The organism is Streptomyces sp. NPDC001443 (assembly GCF_053597355.1).
Genome location: NZ_JBSFIA010000001.1, coordinates 323,344 through 344,058 on the forward strand (window position 1 = coordinate 323,344; position 20,715 = coordinate 344,058).

Here is a 20,715-nt window from a genome sequence, read left to right on the forward strand (position 1 = left end):
CGACCGGCCACGGCGAACCCGCGGACAAGATCCGGCGTACGCCCGGGGGTCAGACGCTGACCTTCACGCGTTCACGCTCACGCGCGACCTCCGCCGCGTCCCGCTTGAAGGCCCACGCCATCGTCGGCTCCATCGCGAACCGGAACACCCGCCGCACGGGCGGGGTGCACAACAGGGTGACGGCCGCGGCCGCGAGGACGCTGACGAAGATCTCGCCGAGCGGCCGGTGCAGCCAGGTGTGCTCGAACCAGCCACGGTACACACCGGCCTTGATCAGGAAACCGTGCAGCAGATAACCGTAGAGCGTGCCCGCGCCGAGTGCCGTGAACCACAGCCTGCGGCCCGGCACCCAGGCGAAGAAGCAGGCGGACAGCACCAGCGAGCAGCCGAACAGCGCCAGCTGCATCACCGGCCCGGCCCACCAGGGCGCGGCCAGTTCCTGTGCGGCGTCGCGGTGGTAGAGCCACGCGGCGTTCATCCGCGGCACCGCCCACCAGCCGAAGGCCAGCGCGAACGCGAACACCGGGACGGCGGCGATCCGTACCGAGCGGCGGCGCACCAGCCGGAAGTGCTCCGGCTTCAGACACAGCCCCAGCACGAAGAACGGCAGGAACTGAAGGACGCGTTGCAGGTCCAGGTCGTCACCGATGGCCGGCGTGACGGAGGCGAGCGCCGCCACGCCGAGCGCGAGCGGCAGCGGATGGCGCACCAGCTTCCAGATCGGCGTGGTGAGCCGCCAGATGAACAGGGCGCACAGGAACCAGGTCAGGTACCAGGGGTCGAGGAGACTGATCTCCTGGTCCGGGGTGTGGTCCACGAACCGCTTGAACAGCGGGTAGGCCGTCTCGAAGAGGACGTACGGCACAGCGACACCGGTGACGAGCCGCTTCAGCCGGTCCGGGCGCGCGTCGAAACTCCGCGAGAAGAAGCCGGAGATGATGATGAACGCGGGCATGTGGAACGCGTACACGACCATGTACGCGCCCTGGAGGATCCGGCTGTCGCCCTTCAGCGGCTCCCAGGAGTGGCCCACGGCCACCAGCACGATCGCCAGGTACTTGGCGTTGTCGAAGAACGAGTCGCGCCGCTTGGGCCTGTTCTGCGACCGATCACCGTTCTCGTGCTGCTTGTTCTGTGTGTCCTGCTTGTCCTGGTTTTTCTGGTCCTGCTCGACGTGCGGCGGGGGCGAGGCGGCGTGGAACATTTGAGGCACCCTAGCGTCGTCCGTGGGTTTCCGTAAAACACCCCACGTCGATACGGTTTTATGCGGTGCGGGCACCCCGGGATTTCCCCGAGTCGACTTCGCCGACAGCGTGATGGCGCCCACATGGACGACGCTCCGGCGCGGAGATTCCTCCGCTGATGTCGCAATTCATCCATGCGAAAGGGTGCATATCGGCGCCGGTGGGGGCGCCTGCCGCGGTCGGCGGCCGGCGAGGCGAATTGGCTGCGGACGGGCTGTGTGGATATTGAAACGGTCCGTGTAATTCCCTGCGCGAGTGGGACCTCGAATTGCTGTGCCTGCCGCGCCCGGCGTCGTTTCGCGCGAACGCCGGAGCCCGGTTCCGGCCGATGATGCGTCACGGGCCGCATACGCGGGCCGTGTTGGTGGCACGATGGTTCTGGCGGGGGTGCGCGGGGCCGGCATCCCCGGGCCGGGAGAGCGGACCGACCGAGGGTGTGATCAGTTGTGGCCATTTCACTGTCCGTGGTGCTGCTGTTGGCGATCATCCTGGTGGTGTTGATCCGGGGCGGCTCGATCAAGGCGGGCCCCGCGATCGTCGCGATCCTGTTCGGCTTCTTCCTCGCCTCGACGGGCATGGCTCCGTCGATAAACCGTTTCCTGAACTCGCTCGCGGACACGATCAACTCGATCAACTTCTGAGCCGGCCGTTCCGACGGGAACGCTCGACGCGGGGGGTGCGTGGAAGTGATGGCGCACGCGCCGGAGCGGGCGACCCCGCGCCCGGCGGCATCCGGGGGCGCGGGGAAGTGATCCCGGGCGCGTCGAAGTGATCCCGGACGCGGCGACCCCGGACGGATGATCTCGGCGAAGCGATCCGGGTTCTGGGTGGAGTGATTCGGGCGGAGTGATTCGGGCGGAGTGATCTCGGCCCCGGCACCGGTGAACGCGGCAGGGCCCGGCCGGAAGATCACTCTTCGGACCGGGCCCTGAATTCACGCAGAGCGGGCGACGGGAATCGAACCCGCGTAGCTAGTTTGGAAGACTAGGGCTCTACCATTGAGCTACGCCCGCACGGATGCGTCGCAGGTCGGGTGACCGCGGCACACAGGCATCGTAGCGGTTCGCACGTGCTCGCCGCACACTCCCTGCCTCCGCGGGAAATGCGGCAGCCCCGCTGCCTGCGGGCATGTACCCTACGTCTCGCACCAGACGGGGTGTGGCGCAGCTTGGTAGCGCGTCCGCTTTGGGAGCGGAAGGCCGTGGGTTCAAATCCCGCCACCCCGACCATCCGGACGGCAGTCCGGAAGGATCACCCTCGTGTGATCGCCTTTGGGGGCGGGTAGCCGCTGCGGTTACTATGCAAACTGCGCGCCCGTGTGTCTCTTGTTCTGAAGTCTCCGGGCGACGAAGTCCGCCGGACCCGTCGGGTCCCGGCAGAAACCAAGAAGTCAGCCACAAGGAGACCGAACCGTGAAGAGCGCCGTGGAGACCCTGAACCCGACCCGGGTTCGGCTCACTGTCGAGGTGCCCTTCGAGGAGCTCAAGGACAGCCTCGACGCGGCGTACAAGAAGATCAACCAGCAGGTCACGGTGAAGGGCTTCCGCAAGGGCAAGATCCCGGCCCGGGTCATCGACCAGCGGTTCGGCCGTGGCGCCGTGCTGGAGGAGGCCGTCAACGACGCGCTTCCGAAGTTCTACACGGAGGCGGTCAACGAGGCCGAGCTCGCCGTGCTGGGCCAGCCCGAGGTCGACATCACGGAGCTGAAGGACGGCGAGACGCTGAACTTCACCGCCGAGGTCGACATCCGCCCGGCCCTCGAGATCCCGGACTTCTCCGGCATCGAGGTCGAGGTCGACGCCGTCGAGGTGTCGGACGAGGACGTCGAGAAGTCGGTGGAGCAGCTCCGTGAGCGCTTCGCGTCGACGAGCCCCGTCGAGCGTGCCGCCGAGGACGGCGACGTCATCACCATCGACCTGCAGGCCAAGGTCGACGGCGAGGTCCTCGAGGACGGCATCGCCGAGGGTGTCTCGTACACCATCGGTTCCGGCGAGCTGCTCGACGGCATCGACGAGGCCGTGAAGGGCCTGGAGGCCGGTGGCGAGGCCACCTTCACCTCCGAGCTCAAGGGCGGCTCGGCGGCCGGCAAGGAGGCCGAGGTCACCGTCAAGGTCACCCAGGTCGCCGCCCGCGAACTGCCGGAGCTGGACGACGAGTTCGCGCAGCTCGCCTCCGAGTTCGACACCCTCGACGAGCTCAAGGCCGACAGCCGCAAGCGCCTCGAGAACATGAAGCAGTACGACCAGGCCACGCAGGCCCAGGAGCGCGTCCTGGAGAAGCTGCTCGAGCTGGTCGAGGTCCCGGTCCCCGAGAAGCTGCTCGAGGACGAGATCAACACCCGCAAGCACAACCTCGAGCACCACCAGCTCGGCCAGATGGGCCTCGACCTCGCGAAGTACCTGGAGATCCAGGGCAAGACCGAGGAGGAGTTCGACGCCGAGACCAACGAGGCCGCGGTCAAGGGCATCAAGACCCAGTTCGTGCTGGACGAGCTCGTCAAGCGGGAGAACCTGAACGTCAACCAGGAGGAGCTCACCGAGCACCTCATGCGTCGCGCCGCGTCCTCCGGCATGTCCCCCGACCAGTTCGCCCAGGCGGTCGTCGAGGGCGGCCAGGTTCCGCTCCTGGTCGGCGAGGTCGCCCGCGGCAAGGCCCTGGCCCTGGTCGTCGAGGCCGCCACGGTCAAGGACACCAACGGCGAGGTCGTCGACCTGGACGACGAGGAGGAGGCCGAGGAGGCCGCCGCCGAGACGGCCGAGGCCGACGCCGAGGCCGAGGTCGAGGAGAAGCCCGAGGCCTGAGCCTCGCGCCGTTTCTGACACGCACAGCACGAAGGGCCCCGGGACGCACTGCGCCCCGGGGCCCTTCGCCGTACACCCCGCCGCCGCCCCGGGACCGCGTACCCGGCACAGGGACCGCCGACGGCCGCGAACCGCACACACGGACCGCGGCCCGGAACCGCATGACCGCGTGCCGGGCGTCGCCGTGGGGGCCGCCCGGCCGCGCGGCCCCCACGGCGACGCCCGGCGTGCCACGCCCCCAGCCCCGTCGGTACGCCCCGTGGGCACCGCCCCCCGGGTACACCCCGCCCCGCACGCCCCACGGCCCCAGGCGCCCCGGCAAGGCCCCCGCAGCCCGCATTCCGCCCCGGTCCGCCGGGCGACCTGCGCTCACAGCGAACAGTTCCCTTTGCGGGATTCCCTGAAGGGACCCGCGCGTTAGGGTCCATGAGTACGAGGGCAGGGGAGTTCCCGGAAACGGCCGGACGGCCCTGCGCCCCGGCAGAACACGTGAGACGGCCCGGCGCCGTCGTAAGACGAGCAGGTGGATACGTGACGAATCTGATGCCCTCCGCCGCCGGCGAGCCTTCCATCGGTGGTGGCCTCGGCGACCAGGTCTACAACCGGCTGCTCAACGAGCGGATCATCTTCCTCGGCCAGCCGGTCGACGACGACATCGCGAACAAGATCACCGCACAGCTCCTTCTCCTCGCCGCCGATCCGGAGAAGGACATTTATCTGTACATCAACAGCCCCGGCGGCTCGATCACGGCCGGCATGGCGATCTACGACACGATGCAGTTCATCAAGAACGACGTGGTGACCATCGCCATGGGTCTGGCGGCCTCGATGGGCCAGTTCCTGCTCAGCGCGGGCACGCCCGGCAAGCGCTTCGCGCTGCCGAACGCCGAGATCCTGATCCACCAGCCCTCCGCGGGCCTGGCCGGCTCGGCCTCCGACATCAAGATCCACGCCGAGCGGCTGCTGCACACCAAGAAGCGCATGGCCGAGCTGACCTCCCAGCACACCGGTCAGACGGTCGAGCAGGTCACCCGCGACTCGGACCGCGACCGCTGGTTCGACGCCTTCGAGGCCAAGGAGTACGGCCTCATCGACGACGTCATCCCGACGGCCGCCGGCATGCCGGGCGGTGGCGGTACCGGAGCTGCGTAGTTCGGGCCCGAACGGGCCCGAACCACGCCCGGCGTCCATGGGTGGCCCGTCGTGGCCCCCTGGAGGCCGTGTGCGGGTCCGTTGACAGGGCTTGGTCCCTCTTTGGGGCCGCACGCCGTCCCAGCCGTCAGCCACCGCCCCAGCCCCTCTCAGGAGACACCGTGAACGACTTCCCCGGCAGCAGCCTCTACGACGGTGCGCGCGCCCAGTACACCGGGCCCTCGGCCGAGTCCCGCTACGTCATCCCGCGCTTCGTGGAGCGCACCTCCCAGGGCATCCGCGAGTACGACCCGTACGCGAAGCTCTTCGAGGAGCGCGTGATCTTCCTCGGCGTGCAGATCGACGACGCATCCGCCAACGACGTCATGGCGCAGCTGCTGTGCCTGGAGTCGATGGACCCCGACCGCGACATCTCGGTCTACATCAACAGCCCCGGCGGCTCCTTCACCGCGCTGACTGCGATTTACGACACCATGCAGTTCGTGAAGCCGGACATCCAGACGGTCTGCATGGGCCAGGCGGCCTCCGCCGCGGCGATCCTCCTCGCGGCCGGTACGCCGGGCAAGCGCATGGCCCTGCCGAACGCGCGCGTGCTGATCCACCAGCCCTACAGCGAGACCGGTCGCGGCCAGGTCTCGGACCTCGAGATCGCCGCGAACGAAATCCTGCGGATGCGTTCGCAACTGGAGGAGATGCTGGCCAAGCACTCCACCACGCCCATCGAGAAGATCCGCGAGGACATCGAGCGCGACAAGATCCTCACGGCCGAGGACGCGCTCGCGTACGGCCTGGTCGACCAGATCATCTCCACCCGGAAGATGAACAACAGCAGCGTCCGCTGACGCTCAGGCATGTATCGTCTGCCGCCCCTTGGCAGGATCGCGCGCCGTGCGCGGCAAGGTGCACGACAAAGTGAACCGTGCCAAGGGGGGCCCGAACGGGGGGCTCGGCAAGGTACCGTCGGACATAAGGCAGCACCAGGAGCCGCTGGACTCGTAAGCGTCCAGGCGTCTCCCAGGCGAAGGGGAAGCACACCGTGGCACGCATCGGTGACGGCGGCGATCTGCTCAAGTGCTCGTTCTGCGGCAAGAGCCAGAAGCAGGTCAAGAAGCTCATCGCAGGCCCCGGTGTGTACATCTGCGACGAGTGCATCGATCTCTGCAACGAGATCATCGAGGAAGAGCTCGCGGAGACGAGCGAGGTGCGCTGGGAGGAACTCCCCAAGCCCCGCGAGATCTACGAGTTCCTCGAGGGCTATGTGGTCGGCCAGGAAGCGGCCAAGAAGGCGCTCTCCGTCGCGGTGTACAACCACTACAAGCGGGTCCAGGCCGGTGAGAACGGCGGCGGTCAAAGCCGCGAGGACGCCATCGAGTTGGCGAAGTCCAACATCCTGCTGCTGGGTCCCACGGGCTCCGGCAAGACACTCCTCGCGCAGACCCTCGCCCGTATGCTCAACGTCCCGTTCGCCATCGCCGACGCGACGGCGCTGACGGAGGCCGGGTATGTCGGCGAGGACGTCGAGAACATCCTGCTCAAGCTGATCCAGGCGGCCGACTACGACGTCAAGAAGGCCGAGACCGGGATCATCTACATCGACGAGATCGACAAGGTCGCGCGCAAGAGCGAGAACCCGTCGATCACGCGCGATGTGAGCGGCGAGGGTGTGCAGCAGGCGCTGCTGAAGATCCTGGAGGGCACGACGGCCTCGGTCCCGCCGCAGGGCGGCCGCAAGCACCCCCACCAGGAGTTCATCCAGATCGACACGACGAACGTCCTGTTCATCGTGGGCGGCGCCTTCGCGGGCCTGGAGAAGCTCATCGAGTCCCGGGCCGGCGCCAAGGGCATCGGCTTCGGCGCGACGATCCGCTCCAAGCGCGAGCTGGAGGCCAAGGACCAGTTCGAGGACGTCATGCCCGAGGACCTGGTCAAGTTCGGCATGATCCCCGAGTTCATCGGCCGTCTCCCCGTCATCACGAGCGTCCACAACCTGGACCGGGAGGCCCTGCTCCAGATCCTCGTCGAGCCGCGCAACGCGCTGGTCAAGCAGTACCAGCGCCTGTTCGAACTCGACGGCGTGGAGCTGGACTTCGAGCGGGAGGCGCTGGAGGCCATCGCCGACCAGGCGATCCTCCGCCAGACCGGCGCCCGCGGTCTGCGCGCCATCATGGAGGAAGTCCTCATGTCGGTGATGTACGAGGTCCCGTCCCGCAAGGACGTGGCCCGTGTCGTCATCACGGCGGACGTCGTCCGCTCGAACGTGAACCCGACGCTGATCCCGCGCGACGCCCGCGGCCGCGGCTCGGGGGAGCAGAAGACGGCGTAACCGCCGCACCGCGTACGGGGAAGGGGCCCCGGTCTTCGGACCGGGGCCCCTTCCCCGTCGTGGCGGGCCGTTCCCGGGCCTCGCCGGATCCGGATCAGGCCTTGACGCGTACCTGGCCGCGGAACTTCGCCGTCAGGTCGGCGGCGCCCGCCAGGTCGGCGGCCTTGCCGGACATCGCGTCCGCCATGTCGACGTGGATGACGACGCCGAGCGTGCTGTGGTCGCCCCAGATGCACACCGGCATGCTGATCTCGCTCGGCCCGGCCGCCGCGCCGGACGACGAGTCGTCGCCCTTGACCTTGGTCTCCTGGCACTTGAGGACCGCGCCGTCGAGACCGGTCGGCGTGTAGGCCTTCGGGCTGCCGACGACCTGGCCCTCGTCGGCGCTCGCGTTCTTCTTCATGTCGGCGAACATCGCGTCGACGACCGCCTCCGGGTCGTCGATGTCGCCGTACACACCCATGAAGTTGATCATCTTCATGGCCAGGTAGTTGGTCTCGTCCCCGGACTGGTAACCGGCGTGCACGTCCTTGGCGTTCTTCACGCCGTGCTTCTCGGCGTCCTTGACGTCCTTCTTGTCGAAGCCGCCGCTGTCGGCGTCCGCGGACTTCTTGTAGTCCGTGAGGACCGTCGCCGGGGTGGTCAGCTTGTGCGGGCCGTCGTCGGCGATGTCCGAACCGCCGCCGCCGCTGCTGCCGCCGAGCGCCAGGTACGCGACCACCGCGAGCGCGGCCGCGGCCGCCACGGCGCCGAGGATGATCGCCTTCTTCTTGCCACCACCGCCGGGCGCGGGCGGCTGGGGGACCCCGTAGGGCTGCTGGCCGTACGGGGGCTGCCCGTAGGGCGGCTGCTGACCGTACGGGTTCGGCTGCTGCGGCACGCCCTGCGGGGGCTGCTGCGGGTAGCCGTAGCCGGGCTGGGCGGGCGGGGTCTGCTGGGGGTAGCCGTAGCCGGGCTGAGGGGCCTGCGGCGGCTGGCCGTACGGGCCGGGCTGGCCGTAGGGACCCGGCTGGCCGTACGGTCCGGGCTGCTGGGGCTGCCCGCCGTACGGGCCCGGCTGGTTGTGACTCATTACTGGGTTCCCCTCCAGAGCTTATGTGTTCCTGACATCCTGTCCCAGGCACAACCCCCTCATGGCGTCGGGGGCGCCACCGTTACAGACCAAATGCGTTTCGGGACCGCCGTGTGACACCCCTAAACTGACCCCGTGACCGACAACGCTCAGCAGCAGCCATCAGCGACCCACACCGAACTGCCGACCCAGTACGCGCCGGCCGACGTAGAGGGGCCGCTGTACGAGCGCTGGGTAGAGCGTGGTTACTTCGAGGCGGACGCCAAGAGCGACAAGCCCGCGTACACCGTCGTCATCCCGCCGCCGAACGTCACGGGCAGCCTGCACCTCGGGCACGCCTTCGAGCACACGCTCATCGACGCCCTCACCCGCCGCAAGCGCATGCAGGGCCACGAGACGCTGTGGCAGCCCGGCATGGACCACGCCGGCATCGCCACGCAGAACGTCGTCGAGCGCGAACTCGGCAAGGAGGGCAAGTCCCGGCACGACCTCGGCCGGGAGGCGTTCGTCGAGCGCGTCTGGCAGTGGAAGGCCGAGTCCGGCGGGCAGATCTCCGGCCAGATGCGCCGCCTCGGCGACGGCGTCGCCTGGTCGCGCGAGCGCTTCACCATGGACGAGGGCCTGTCCCAGGCCGTCCAGACCATCTTCAAGCGGCTCTACGACGACGAGCTGATCTACCGCGCCGAGCGCATCATCAACTGGTGCCCGCGCTGCCTGACCGCGATCTCCGACATCGAGGTCGAGTACCAGGACGACGACGGCGAGCTCGTCTCGATGAAGTACGGGGAGGGCGAGGAGACGATCGTCGTCGCCACCACCCGCGCCGAGACCATGCTCGGCGACACCGCCGTCGCCGTCCACCCCGAGGACGAGCGCTACAAGCACCTGGTCGGCAAGCTCATCAAGCTGCCGCTGACCGACCGTTCCATCCCGGTCGTCGCCGACGAGCACGTCGACCCCGAGTTCGGCACGGGCGCCGTCAAGGTCACCCCGGCCCACGACCCGAACGACTTCGAGATCGGCCAGCGGCACGACCTGCCCGCCATCACGGTCATGGACGAGCACGCGGTCATCACCGTGCACGGCCCGTTCCAGGGCCTGGACCGGATGGAGGCCCGCTCGGCGATCGTCGCCGCGCTGCGCGCCGAGGGCCGGATCGTCGCCGAGAAGCGCCCGTACGTCCACTCCGTCGGCCACTGCTCGCGCTGCAAGACCACCATCGAGCCGCGTCTGTCGATGCAGTGGTGGGTCAAGGTCGGCCCGCTCGCGAAGGCCGCCGGTGACGCGGTCCGCGACGGCAAGGTCAAGATCCACCCGCAGGAGATGGAGAAGCGGTACTTCGACTGGGTCGACAACCTGCACGACTGGTGCATCTCGCGCCAGCTGTGGTGGGGCCACCGCATCCCGGTCTGGTACGGCCCGAACGGCGAGATCGTCTGCGTCGGCCCGGACGAGGAGCCCCCGACCGGCGAGGGCTGGCACCAGGACACCGACGTCCTCGACACCTGGTTCTCCTCCGGCCTGTGGCCCTTCTCCACGATGGGCTGGCCCGAGCAGACCGAGTCGCTCGCGAAGTTCTACCCGAACTCCGTCCTGGTCACCGGCTACGACATCCTCTTCTTCTGGGTCGCCCGGATGATGATGTTCGGCCTGTACGCGATGGACGGCACCCCGCCGTTCCACACCATCGCCCTGCACGGCATGGTCCGCGACCAGTTCGGCAAGAAGATGTCGAAGTCCTTCGGCAACGCGGTCAACCCGCTGGACTGGATGGACAAGTACGGCAGCGACGCCCTGCGCTTCACCCTGGCCCGTGGCGCCAACCCGGGCGTCGACGTCCCGATCGGCGAGGACTGGGTCCAGGGCTCGCGCAACTTCGCCAACAAGATCTGGAACGCCACGCGCTTCGCGCTGATGAACGGCGCCACGGTCGACGGCCCGCTGCCGGACGCGTCCGCCATGTCGGCGACCGACCGCTGGATCCTGTCCCGGCTGAACGCGGTCGTCGCCGAAGTCGACGCGCTCTACGAGGACTTCCAGTTCGCCAAGCTGTCGGACGCCCTGTTCCACTTCGCCTGGGACGAGGTCTTCGACTGGTACGTCGAGCTGTCCAAGACGACGTTCCTGGCGGGCGGCGAGCCGGCCGAGGTCAGCAAGCGCGTCCTCGGTGAGGTCCTCGACGTCACGCTGCGGCTGCTGCACCCGGTGGTCCCGTTCGTCACCGAGACCCTCTGGACCACCCTGACGGGCGGCGAGTCGGTCGTCATCGCCGAGTGGCCCACGGACAGCGGCTTCCGTGACGCCGCGGCGGAGCGGGAGATCGAGAGCCTGCAGTCGGTCATCACCGAGGTCCGGCGCTTCCGTGCCGACCAGGGGCTCCAGCCCGGCCAGCGGGTCCCGGCCCGGCTGACCCTCGACGGCACGCCGTTCGCCCCGCACGAGGCGGCGATCCGCCAGCTGCTGCGGCTCCAGCCGGAGGGCGACGCGTTCACCGCCACGGCGACGCTGCCGGTCGCGGGTGCCGAGGTGGCCCTCGACCTGTCCGGCACGATCGACGTGGCCGCCGAGCGCAAGCGGCTCGCGAAGGACCTGGCCACGGCGCAGAAGGAACGGCAGCAGGCTGAGGCCAAGCTCGGCAACGAGGCGTTCCTCGCGAAGGCGCCGGACCAGGTGGTCGACAAGATTCGCACGAGGCTCGCCAAGGCCGACGAGGACATCACGCGGATCGAAGGTCAGCTGGCCAGGCTGCCGCTAGGCTGATCGGCAGTTGCTCTCCGCTGCTGCGGAGGTGATCCGGACCTGGCCGCGGCCGGTAAGGACAAGGCGCAATGCTCTCCGCCCACGCGGAGGCGTGAAGGCCCCCGGAACCACTCGTTCCGGGGGCCTTCGTCCGCGTCTGTCGGTCATGCTCCGTAGACTGGCGGCGTGAGCGAGCTCCCCCCAGACAGCAGCGACCGGCCCGACCCCCTCGACCCCTTCGAGGAGATCGTCGAGGCGGAGACGGACCGTGACCCGGACCTCGCGGTGATCGAGGCCGGCAGCCGTACCCTGCGCACCCAGGGCGGGCCGCCGCAGCCCGACGTGCCGGCCCGGCCCGAGGACCCCGAGGTCGACCGGGCCCTGCGCGAGGTCGAGACGGAGCTCGCGACCCGCTGGGGCGAGACCAAGCTGGAGCCCTCCGTCTCCCGGATCTCCGCGCTGATGGACGTCCTGGGTGACCCGCAGCGGGCGTACCCGTCGATCCACATCACGGGGACGAACGGCAAGACCTCCACCGCCCGCATGATCGAGGCGCTGCTCGGCGCCTTCGAGCTGCGCACCGGCCGCTACACCTCCCCGCACGTGCAGTCGATCACCGAGCGCATCAGCATGGACGGCGGTCCGATCCCCGCCGAGCGGTTCGTGGAGACGTACCAGGACATCAAGCCCTACGTCGAGATGGTCGACGCCCGGCAGGAGTACCGGCTGTCCTTCTTCGAGGTGCTCACGGGCATGGCGTACGCGGCCTTCGCGGACGCGCCGGTGGACGTCGCCGTGGTCGAGGTGGGCATGGGCGGCAGCTGGGACGCCACCAACGTCATCGACGGTGACGTCGCGGTGGTCACCCCGATCTCCCTGGACCACACCGACCGGCTCGGTGCGACGCCCGGCGAGATCGCCGCCGAGAAGGCCGGCATCGTCAAGCAGGGGGCCACGGTCATCCTGGCCCAGCAGCCGGTCGACGCGGCGCAGGTGCTGCTGAAGAAGGCCGTGGAAGTGGACGCCACCGTGGCCCGGGAGGGCCTGGAGTTCGGCGTGGTGGCCCGGCAGATCGCCGTCGGCGGGCAGCTGCTCACGCTGCGCGGGCTGGGCGGCGAGTACCCCGAGGTGTATCTGCCCCTGCACGGCGCCCACCAGGCGCACAACGCGGCCGTCGCGCTCGCCGCCGTCGAGGCGTTCTTCGGCGTCGGTTCGCAGCGCGCGGAGACGCTGGACCCGGACACCGTCCGCAAGGCCTTCGCGGCCGTCACCTCGCCCGGACGGCTCGAAGTCGTACGGCAGTCGCCCACGGTCGTCCTGGACGCGGCGCACAACCCGGCGGGCGCGCAGGTCACCGCCGAGGCGATCGGCGAGGCGTTCGACTTCAGCCGGCTGATCGGCGTGGTCGGGGCCAGCGGCGACAAGGACGTGCGCGGGTTGCTCGAGGCGTTCGAGCCGGTCTTCGCGGAGATCGTCGTCACCCGTAACTCCACCCCTCGCTCGATGGACGTGGACGAGCTCGCCGCGATCGCCGTCGAGGTGTTCGGCGACGAGCGCGTCCAGGTCGAACCGCGGCTGCCCGACGCCCTGGAGGCCGCGATCACGCTGGCCGAGGAGGAGGGCGAGTTCTCCGGCGGCGGGGTGCTGGTCACCGGTTCCGTCATCACGGTCGGCGAGGCCCGGCTGCTGCTCCTGGGAAGGGACTGACTTCTCCCGTGCGTACGCTCTGTTCCTCGACCCTGATCGGCGAGGTCTTCGTCATCGGCTTCGCCGGTCTGGTCGCGATGAAGGATCCCGACCTGTCGATGTCGACCGTGTGGACGGTCAGCGGCATCGCGATGTTCCTGTGCGTGGTGCTGTGCGGCATGGTGACCCGGCCGGGCGGGGTCGCCCTGGGCTGGGCGCTCCAGATCGCGCTGATCGCCTCCGGGTTCGCCGTGCCGACGATGTTCTTCCTCGGGGTGCTGTTCGCGGCGCTGTGGTGGGCCTCGGTGCACTACGGGCGGAAGATCGACGAGGCGAAGGCGAGATTCGCGGCGCAGGCGGAGCCGTCCGCGGCTGACGCTGTGTGACGGTCGCCCGAACACGCCCTGTAACCTCATCCCACCGCACACCCGGCAGCAAGAAGGAGTCCTCCCGTGACCCAGCGCACCCTCGTCCTGCTCAAGCCCGACGCCGTCCGTCGCGGCCTGACCGGCGAGATCATCAGCCGTATCGAGCGCAAGGCCGGCTGGCAGATCACCGCGCTGGAGCTGCGCACGCTGGACCAGGACACCCTGGAGCTGCACTACGGGGAGCACAAGGGCAAGCCCTTCTACGAGCCGCTGGTCGAGTTCATGGCGTCCGGTCCCGTCGTGGCCCTGATCGTCGAGGGCGAGCGGGTCATCGAGGGCGTGCGGGCGCTGGCCGGTCCGACCGACCCGATCGCCGCGGCCCCCGGCTCCATCCGCGGTGACTTCGGTGTCATCGTCCGGGAGAACCTGATCCACGCCTCGGACTCCGAGGAGTCCGCCGAACGCGAGGTGAAGATCTTCTTCCCGGGCCGTGCCTGAGAATAAATTTTCGGACTACTTTTTGAGGGGCCGTCAGGTCTCCCAGCCCGCCTGACCTGGGACGGCCGTGCATTTTCGGCCGTCCTTCGGCATATGCGTGCCGATCGGGGGAACGTGTGCCTCGGTTGGACCGTCTCCGGGGGCGAGACGGCCGCGCATCTGATGACAATGGCGAAGACCCTCGCGCAGTGTTCGTGCAGGCGCGTCTACGATGTAACCCTTCACGTCACAGCACCCACCTCGCCGACCTGAAAAGCCTTCAAAAGCCTGCAGGTAGGCCAGTCGAATCCTGATGGGGAACTCAATGTCGTTCATCGGCCGTGACATGGCTGTCGACCTCGGGACCGCCAACACGCTGGTGTACGTCAGGGGTCGCGGGATCGTACTCAACGAGCCGTCCGTCGTCGCGATCAACACCAACACCGGTGGCATCCTCGCGGTCGGCGCCGAAGCGAAGAAGATGATCGGGCGCACACCTGGCAACATCGTTGCCGTCCGTCCGCTGAAGGACGGCGTGATCGCCGACTTCGAGATCACCGAGCGGATGCTCCGCTACTTCATCCTGAAGATCCACAAGCGGCGGTATCTGGCTCGTCCGCGGGTCGTCGTCTGTGTGCCCTCGGGCATCACGGGTGTCGAGCGCCGCGCCGTCATCGAGGCGTCGACCCAGGCCGGCGCCCGTCAGGTGCACATCATCGAGGAGCCCATGGCGGCGGCCATCGGTTCCGGCCTGCCGGTCCACGAGGCCACGGGCAACATGGTGGTGGACATCGGCGGCGGTACCACGGAGGTCGCGGTCATCTCGCTCGGCGGCATCGTCACCGCCCAGTCCATCCGTGTCGCGGGTGACGAGCTGGACAACGCGATCATCCAGTACATCAAGAAGGAGTACTCCCTCCTTCTGGGTGAGCGCACGGCCGAACAGATCAAGATCACGATCGGTTCGGCGTACGACCTCGACGCTGACGAGCACACCGAAATCCGAGGCCGGGACCTGGTGTCCGGGCTGCCGAAGACCGTCGTCATCTCGGCGGCCGAGGTCCGCAAGGCGATCGAGGAGCCGGTCAACGCGATCGTCGACGCGGTCAAGACCACCCTCGACAAGTGCCCGCCGGAGCTCTCCGGCGACATCATGGACCGGGGCATCGTGCTGACCGGCGGCGGCGCCCTGCTGCGCGGTCTGGACGAGCGGCTGCGCCGCGAGACCGGTATGCCGATCCACATCGCCGAGGACCCGCTGGACAGCGTGGCGCTCGGTTCCGGCAAGTGCGTCGAGGAGTTCGAGGCCCTCCAGCAGGTCCTGGACGCCGCGCCGCGCAGATGAAGTGACGCTTCGATCCCGCCGTACGAGACGAACCGATCTCGTACGGCGGGTCGTTGACACAGAGACATAAGCTCCCCCGAACGAGCCTCTCCCGGAACCTCGGAGGGTTCCTCGGGGTTCCCTGGTTTTCCCATTTCTGCCCGTATTCCTATGAGGAAGGCACGGCCGCCGCACGTGAGGGACACACGAGAGAGCCGGCTGCTCCTGGTGCTGCTGATCGCCATCGCGTTCGCACTGATCACGGTGGACATCCGCGGCGGGGAGGACTCCCCGGTCGAGGGCGCCCGACACGCCGCGGCCACGGTCTTCGGCCCGATCGAGAACGGGGTGTCGTCGGTGGTCGACCCGGTCGGCAACGCGGTCTCCGCCGTCCGCGACTCCGACGAGCGCCACGACCGGCTCGCCCTCCTGGAGAAGGAGAACGCGGCGCTCAAGGCGAAGCTCGGCAGCGACGACCGCAACACCAGCCGCCTCCGGCAGCTCGACAACATGCTGAAGATGGCGGGCACCGGCCAGTACGGCATCAAGGGCGCCGAGGTCATCGCGATAGGAGCGGCCCAGGGCTTCTCCTGGACCGTCACCATCGACGTCGGCGCCAAGGACGGCATTCAGCGCGACATGACCGTCCTGAACGGCGACGGCCTGGTCGGCCGGGTCACCACCGTCGGGCCGGACACCGCGACCGTCCTGCTCGCCAACGACCCCGACTTCACCGTCGGCACCCGTATGGAGGCCGGCGACGAGCTCGGCTTCGCCTCCGGGCAGGGCGACCGCCCGCTGCGCGTGCAACTGCTCAACGGCAAGGCCGAGGTGAAGAAGGGCGACCGCCTGGTCACCTTCGGCTCGCAGGCCGACAAGCCCTTCGTGCCGGGCGTCCCGGTCGGCGTGGTCTCCCGCGTCGACCCCTCCGGCGGCGATCTCACCCGCACCCTCTACGTCACGCCGTACGTCAGCTTCACCAAGCTCGACATCGTCGGCGTCGTCGTCCAGGCCCCGGCCAAGGACCCGCGCGACACGGTGCTTCCGAAGAAGCCCAAGCCCGTGCCCACGCCGACGGTGACCATCACCATCACCCCGTCCGCCGACGCGCCCGCCGACGGCCAGTCCGAGCAGCAGTAGGAGCTGAATCCCCATGCGCGTCAACCGGATCCTGCTCTCCACGGCGTTGGTCGTCGTCGCCCTGGTGCTCCAGGTGAGCGTTCTCGCCCGGCTCCACCTCCCGGGCGCCGTACCCGACCTGCTGCTGCTCACCGTGCTGGGCCTGGCCATCGTGTACGGCCATGTCGGCGGCGCCCTCGTCGGCTTCGGCGCCGGTCTGCTCGCCGACCTCGCCCCGCCGGCCGACCACGCCGCCGGACGCTACGCCCTGGTGCTGTGCGTCATCGGCTACCTCGCCGGGCTCGTCAGACCGGAGAACGGCCGGCTGAAGTCGGCCACCGGCCCGATGGCCGTGGTGGTCGCCGCCGCGATCGGTTCCACCCTGCTGTACGCCCTGGTCGGCGCCCTCGTCGGCGACACCGCCGCCCGCCATGTGGGCATGGGCAGCCTGCTGTTCAGCGCCGCCCTCTACGACCTGCTGCTCGCCCCGTTCGTCGTCCCCGGCATCATGTGGCTGGCCCGGCGGGCCGAGAACGATCCGCTGGCCGAGGCGAACTCGCCCGGGAAGGGCACCGACATCTCCTCCGGCTGGCTGTCCTCGGGCACCGGCCTGCGCATCGGCGGCCAGCGCAACGGGCTGCGGGTGAAGGCGGCCAGGGCCCGCACCGCGCGCGCCGGCCGCATCAAGGGGGTCAAGCGACTGTGACCGGAAGGCAGTTGGCCACAGGGCCGCACAGGTCCGTCGTATATGACTCAGAGACACACTGAGAGGGGGAGCCAACCACCGTGACCAACATTCCCGAGACCGGACGGACACCACGCGTCCAGATCCGGCTCGTCGTGATCCAGATCCTCGTCCTCTCCCTGCTCGGCACCCTCGGCGGCCGGCTGTGGTACCTCCAGATCCGGGAGGGCGAGGCGTACGCCAAGGAGGCCTCCGGCAACCACGTCCAGCAGGTCGTCCAGCCCGCCGTGCGCGGCTCGATCCTGGACGCGCGCGGAGTGGCCCTCGCCGACAACGAGACCCGGCTCGTGGTCTCCGCCTCCCGCACCGACCTGCTGAAGCAGAAGGACGACGGCAAGGCCGTCCTCACCAAGCTCGCCGGCGTCCTCGGCATGGACACCACGGAGGTCCTCCAGAAGGTCCGGCTGTGCGACGCCAAGACGCCCCAGCCGTGCTGGAACGGCTCGCCCTACCAGCCGATCCCCATCACCGACGAGGCCACCCCCAAGCAGGCCCTCCAGATCCGCGAGCGCTCCGAGGACTTCCCCGGCATCACCGCCGAACCGGAGGCGGTGCGCCGCTACGCGGCACCCGGCAAGTCCAACGCCGCCCAGGTCCTCGGCTACCTCTCGCCCGTCACCGACGACGAGCTCACCAAGGCCCAGGACACCGACTCGCCCTACCTGCGCTCCGACCAGGTCGGCCGCAGCGGCCTGGAGCGCCAGTACGACAAGGAACTGCGCGGCAAGGCCGGCGTCACCCGCTACGAGGTCGACAACCTCGGCCGGGTCATCGGCCAGGCGAAGGCCGACCCCGCCGAGTCCGGCTCCAACCTCGTCACCAGCATCGACTCCCGCGTCCAGCGGGTCGCCGAGTACGAACTGAACCAGGCGATGAAGACCGCCCGCCAGCAGTTCGACAAGATCACCGGCACGAACTACAAGGCCGACTCCGGCGCGGTCGTGGTGATGGAGGCCAAGACCGGCCGCATCGTCGCCATGGCGTCCGCCCCGACCTACGACCCGAACGTCTGGGTCGGCGGGATCACCGCCAAGGACTACAAGAAGCTCACCGGCAAGAACTCCGACTACCCGCTGCTCAACCGCGCCATACAGGGTCAGTCCGCGCCCGGTTCGACCTTCAAGGTCGTCTCCACCGCAGCCGCCGTGCAGGCGGGCTACGAGTGGGACGGCGGCTACCCCTGCACCAGCTCCTACTCCGTCGGCGGCCAGGTCTTCAAGAACTTCGAGGGCGAGAGCTTCGGCCCGATCTCGCTCGGCCGCGCCCTGGAGGTCTCCTGCGACACCGTCTTCTACGGCCTCGCGGACCGGGAGTGGAAGAAGGACGGCGGCATCAACCCCAAGAAGGGCCAGCCCAAGGACTGGTTCTTCAAGACCGCCCACCAGTTCGGCCTCGGCAAGGAGACCGGCGTCGACCTGCCCAACGAGGTCACCGGCCGCGTCCCGGACCGCCAGTGGAAGCTGAACTACTGGAAGGCCAACAAGGACGCCTGGTGCAAGTCCGGCAAGAAGGACGGCTCGTACGTCGAGAAGATCGAGTACGAGAACTGCCTCGAGGGCAACAAGATGCGCGAGGGTGACGAGATCAACTACTCCATCGGTCAGGGCGACACCCTCGTCACCCCGATCCAGGAGGCCGTCATCTACTCGGCGGTGTCCAACGGCGGCACGATGTACACGCCGACCATCGGCAAGGCGATCATCAGCGCCGACGGCAAGACCGTCCAGGAGATCAAGCCGAAGTCGCACGGGAAGCTGCCGGTCAGCAAGGCGACCATCAAGGGCATGAACGAGGCCTTCGCGGGCGTCATCACCCGCGGTACCGCCGCCTGGAAGTTCGGCGGCTGGCCGCAGGACAAGATCGCCCTGCACGGCAAGACCGGTACCGCCGAGGTCTACGGCAAGCAGACCACCTCCTGGCTGGCGACGTACAGCAAGGACTACGCGATCATCATGACGATCTCCCAGGCCGGTACCGGTTCCGGTGCCTCCGGTGAGGCCGTCCGCAACATCTACAGCGCCCTGTACGGGGTCCAGGCCGACGGCGCCATCGACAAGAAGAAGGCGCTGCTGTACACCCCGCAGAAGGGCCTGCCCCAGGTCCGCACGGACGGCACGATCGCCAGCCCCAAGATCTCCCGCGACCCGGCCAAGGACCTGCACGCCGAACCGACGCAGTCGCCCTCCCCGGACGACTCGCAGCCCGCGGCGACCACGGCCTCGCCCGGCACGGGCAACCGTGACACCCGCAGGCGTTCGCGCCGCAGGGGAAGCCGGAGGATGCCCACATGAGCGGAAACAGCTTCTCCGTCTCCGGCTACGGACCCGAACGGGCCGGCTGGACCCGGGTCTTCGCCCGTGACTCGCTGGCCCGCAGGCTCGACTGGCCGATTCTGCTGGCCGGCCTGGCCCTGTCGTTCCTCGGCTCGCTGCTCGTCTACTCCGCGACCCGCAATCGCACCCAGATCAACCAGGGCGACCCGTACTACTTCCTGCTGCGGCACCTGATGAACACCGGCATCGGGTTCGCCCTGATGATCGGCACGGTCTGGCTCGGCCACCGCACCCTGCGCACGGCCGTGCCGCTCCTGTACGGCGCCTCGGTCTTCGGGATCCTCCTGGTGCTCACCCCGCTGGGCTCGACGGTCAACGGCGCGCACTCGTGGATCGTGCTCGGCGGCGGCTTCTCGCTCCAGCCCTCGGAGTTCGTGAAGATCACGATCATCCTGGGCATGGCGATGCTGCTGGCGGCCCGGGTCGACGCGGGCGACCGGCAGTACCCCGACCACCGCACCGTCCTCCAGGCCCTGGGACTGGCCTCGGTGCCGATGCTGATCGTGATGCTCATGCCCGACCTCGGCTCGGTCATGGTCATGGTCGTCATCGTGCTGGGCGTGCTGCTCGCCTCCGGCGCCTCCAACCGCTGGGTGTTCGGCCTGATCGGCGCGGGCGCGCTCGGCGCGGTCGCCGTCTGGCAGCTGCACATCCTGGACGAGTACCAGATCAACCGCTTCGCGGCCTTCGCCAACCCCGAGCTCGACCCCGCGGGCGTCGGCTACAACACCAACCAGGCCCGTATCGCGATCGGCTCCGGCGGCCTGACCGGAGCCGGCCTCTTCCACGGCTCGCAGACCACCGGCCAGTTCGTGCCCGAGCAGCAGACGGACTTCGTCTTCACGGTCGCCGGCGAGGAACTGGGCTTCGTCGGCGCGGGCCTGATCATCGCCCTGCTCGGCGTGGTCCTGTGGCGCGCCTGCCGGATCGCCCGCGAGTCGACAGAGCTGTACGGCACCGTCGTCGCCGCCGGGATCGTCGCCTGGTTCGCCTTCCAGGCCTTCGAGAACATCGGCATGACCCTCGGCATCATGCCGGTCACCGGTCTGCCGCTGCCGTTCGTGTCGTACGGAGGCACGTCGATGTTCGCGGTCTGGGTGGCCATAGGGCTGCTCCAGTCGATCAGGGTGCAGCGGCCCATGTCGGCCTGACGGCCTACGGCACCGCCGCGGGCGGGGGCGGGGGCGGAGCGAGCGGCGCGGCAGCAGCGCGACCGCCTCCGCCCCCGCCGTGTTCCGCCTCCGCCCCCGCCGTGTTCCGCCTCCGCCCCCGCCGTGTTCCGCCTCCGCCCCCGCCGTGTTCCGCCTCCGCCCCCGCCGTGTTCCGCCTCCC

Annotated in this window: 16 protein-coding genes and 2 tRNA genes; 15 read left to right on the forward strand and 3 right to left on the reverse strand. The window is 69.1% G+C overall.

What is annotated here, in order from left to right:
- Positions 1 to 49 precede the first annotated feature (49 nt).
- A complete protein-coding gene (locus tag ACWC24_RS01415; RefSeq protein ID WP_450660773.1) occupies positions 50 to 1,204 on the reverse strand; it encodes an acyltransferase family protein in 1,155 nt (384 codons plus the stop codon).
- 486 nt (positions 1,205 to 1,690) lie between these two features.
- On the opposite strand from ACWC24_RS01415, the gene ACWC24_RS01420 reads away from it, so the two are divergent.
- Positions 1,691 to 1,885, forward strand: coding sequence for a hypothetical protein (locus ACWC24_RS01420; protein ID WP_069772786.1), 195 nt, complete (start codon positions 1,691 to 1,693; stop codon positions 1,883 to 1,885).
- A gap of 301 nt (positions 1,886 to 2,186) precedes the next feature.
- On the opposite strand, the gene ACWC24_RS01425 is transcribed toward ACWC24_RS01420, so the two are convergent.
- Positions 2,187 to 2,257 (reverse strand) — tRNA-Gly (locus ACWC24_RS01425).
- A 139-nt stretch (positions 2,258 to 2,396) separates the two neighbouring features.
- On the opposite strand from ACWC24_RS01425, the gene ACWC24_RS01430 reads away from it, so the two are divergent.
- From ACWC24_RS01430 to clpX, 5 genes are all read left to right on the forward strand, one after another.
- Positions 2,397 to 2,473: transfer RNA gene (locus tag ACWC24_RS01430), tRNA-Pro, on the forward strand.
- 183 nt (positions 2,474 to 2,656) lie between these two features.
- Positions 2,657 to 4,045 (forward strand): trigger factor, encoded by a 1,389-nt coding sequence (gene tig / locus ACWC24_RS01435; RefSeq protein WP_450660774.1) that lies wholly within the window; start codon positions 2,657 to 2,659, stop codon positions 4,043 to 4,045.
- Positions 4,046 to 4,588: 543 nt separating this feature from the next.
- Entirely contained in the window at positions 4,589 to 5,197 is a 609-nt protein-coding gene (locus tag ACWC24_RS01440; protein ID WP_385538268.1) for an ATP-dependent Clp protease proteolytic subunit, read from the forward strand.
- Between the two features lie 161 nt (positions 5,198 to 5,358).
- The gene (locus tag ACWC24_RS01445; protein WP_392611459.1) at positions 5,359 to 6,039 is read left to right on the forward strand and encodes an ATP-dependent Clp protease proteolytic subunit; all 681 of its coding nucleotides are present in this window, start codon (positions 5,359 to 5,361) and stop codon (positions 6,037 to 6,039) included.
- 194 nt (positions 6,040 to 6,233) lie between these two features.
- Positions 6,234 to 7,520 carry an ATP-dependent Clp protease ATP-binding subunit ClpX gene (clpX, locus tag ACWC24_RS01450; RefSeq protein WP_450660775.1) on the forward strand — a complete coding sequence of 429 codons (1,287 nt, stop codon included), beginning with the start codon at positions 6,234 to 6,236 and terminating at the stop codon, positions 7,518 to 7,520.
- Positions 7,521 to 7,614: 94 nt separating this feature from the next.
- Here the strand turns inward: clpX and ACWC24_RS01455 are convergent, their stop codons facing one another.
- Positions 7,615 to 8,592 (reverse strand): hypothetical protein, encoded by a 978-nt coding sequence (locus ACWC24_RS01455; protein WP_450660776.1) that lies wholly within the window; start codon positions 8,590 to 8,592, stop codon positions 7,615 to 7,617.
- Between the two features lie 135 nt (positions 8,593 to 8,727).
- On the opposite strand from ACWC24_RS01455, the gene ACWC24_RS01460 reads away from it, so the two are divergent.
- The 9 genes from ACWC24_RS01460 to rodA all read left to right on the forward strand — a co-directional run bounded on the left by ACWC24_RS01460 (position 8,728) and on the right by rodA (position 20,534).
- A complete protein-coding gene (locus ACWC24_RS01460) occupies positions 8,728 to 11,352 on the forward strand; it encodes a valine--tRNA ligase (protein ID WP_450660777.1) in 2,625 nt (874 codons plus the stop codon).
- Between the two features lie 165 nt (positions 11,353 to 11,517).
- Positions 11,518 to 13,038, forward strand: coding sequence for a bifunctional tetrahydrofolate synthase/dihydrofolate synthase (folC, locus tag ACWC24_RS01465; protein ID WP_450660778.1), 1,521 nt, complete (start codon positions 11,518 to 11,520; stop codon positions 13,036 to 13,038).
- 8 nt (positions 13,039 to 13,046) lie between these two features.
- Positions 13,047 to 13,403, forward strand: coding sequence for a DUF4233 domain-containing protein (locus ACWC24_RS01470; RefSeq protein WP_450660779.1), 357 nt, complete (start codon positions 13,047 to 13,049; stop codon positions 13,401 to 13,403).
- Positions 13,404 to 13,469: 66 nt separating this feature from the next.
- Entirely contained in the window at positions 13,470 to 13,883 is a 414-nt protein-coding gene (gene ndk / locus ACWC24_RS01475) for a nucleoside-diphosphate kinase (protein WP_450660780.1), read from the forward strand.
- Positions 13,884 to 14,187: 304 nt separating this feature from the next.
- Complete coding sequence (locus tag ACWC24_RS01480; RefSeq protein WP_152894040.1) at positions 14,188 to 15,207, forward strand: rod shape-determining protein; 1,020 nt, start codon at positions 14,188 to 14,190, stop codon at positions 15,205 to 15,207.
- 174 nt (positions 15,208 to 15,381) lie between these two features.
- Complete coding sequence (mreC, locus tag ACWC24_RS01485; protein ID WP_450660781.1) at positions 15,382 to 16,326, forward strand: rod shape-determining protein MreC; 945 nt, start codon at positions 15,382 to 15,384, stop codon at positions 16,324 to 16,326.
- A 13-nt stretch (positions 16,327 to 16,339) separates the two neighbouring features.
- Positions 16,340 to 17,011: a rod shape-determining protein MreD gene (mreD, locus tag ACWC24_RS01490; RefSeq protein WP_450660782.1), complete on the forward strand. Its 672-nt coding sequence runs from the start codon at positions 16,340 to 16,342 to the stop codon at positions 17,009 to 17,011.
- Between the two features lie 80 nt (positions 17,012 to 17,091).
- Positions 17,092 to 19,341: a penicillin-binding protein 2 gene (gene mrdA, locus ACWC24_RS01495; protein ID WP_450660783.1), complete on the forward strand. Its 2,250-nt coding sequence runs from the start codon at positions 17,092 to 17,094 to the stop codon at positions 19,339 to 19,341.
- Positions 19,338 to 20,534, forward strand: a complete 1,197-nt coding sequence (gene rodA, locus ACWC24_RS01500; protein ID WP_450660784.1) for a rod shape-determining protein RodA — start codon at positions 19,338 to 19,340, stop codon at positions 20,532 to 20,534. The genes mrdA and rodA overlap by 4 nt, the downstream gene beginning before the upstream one ends.
- Positions 20,535 to 20,715: the final 181 nt, after the last annotated feature.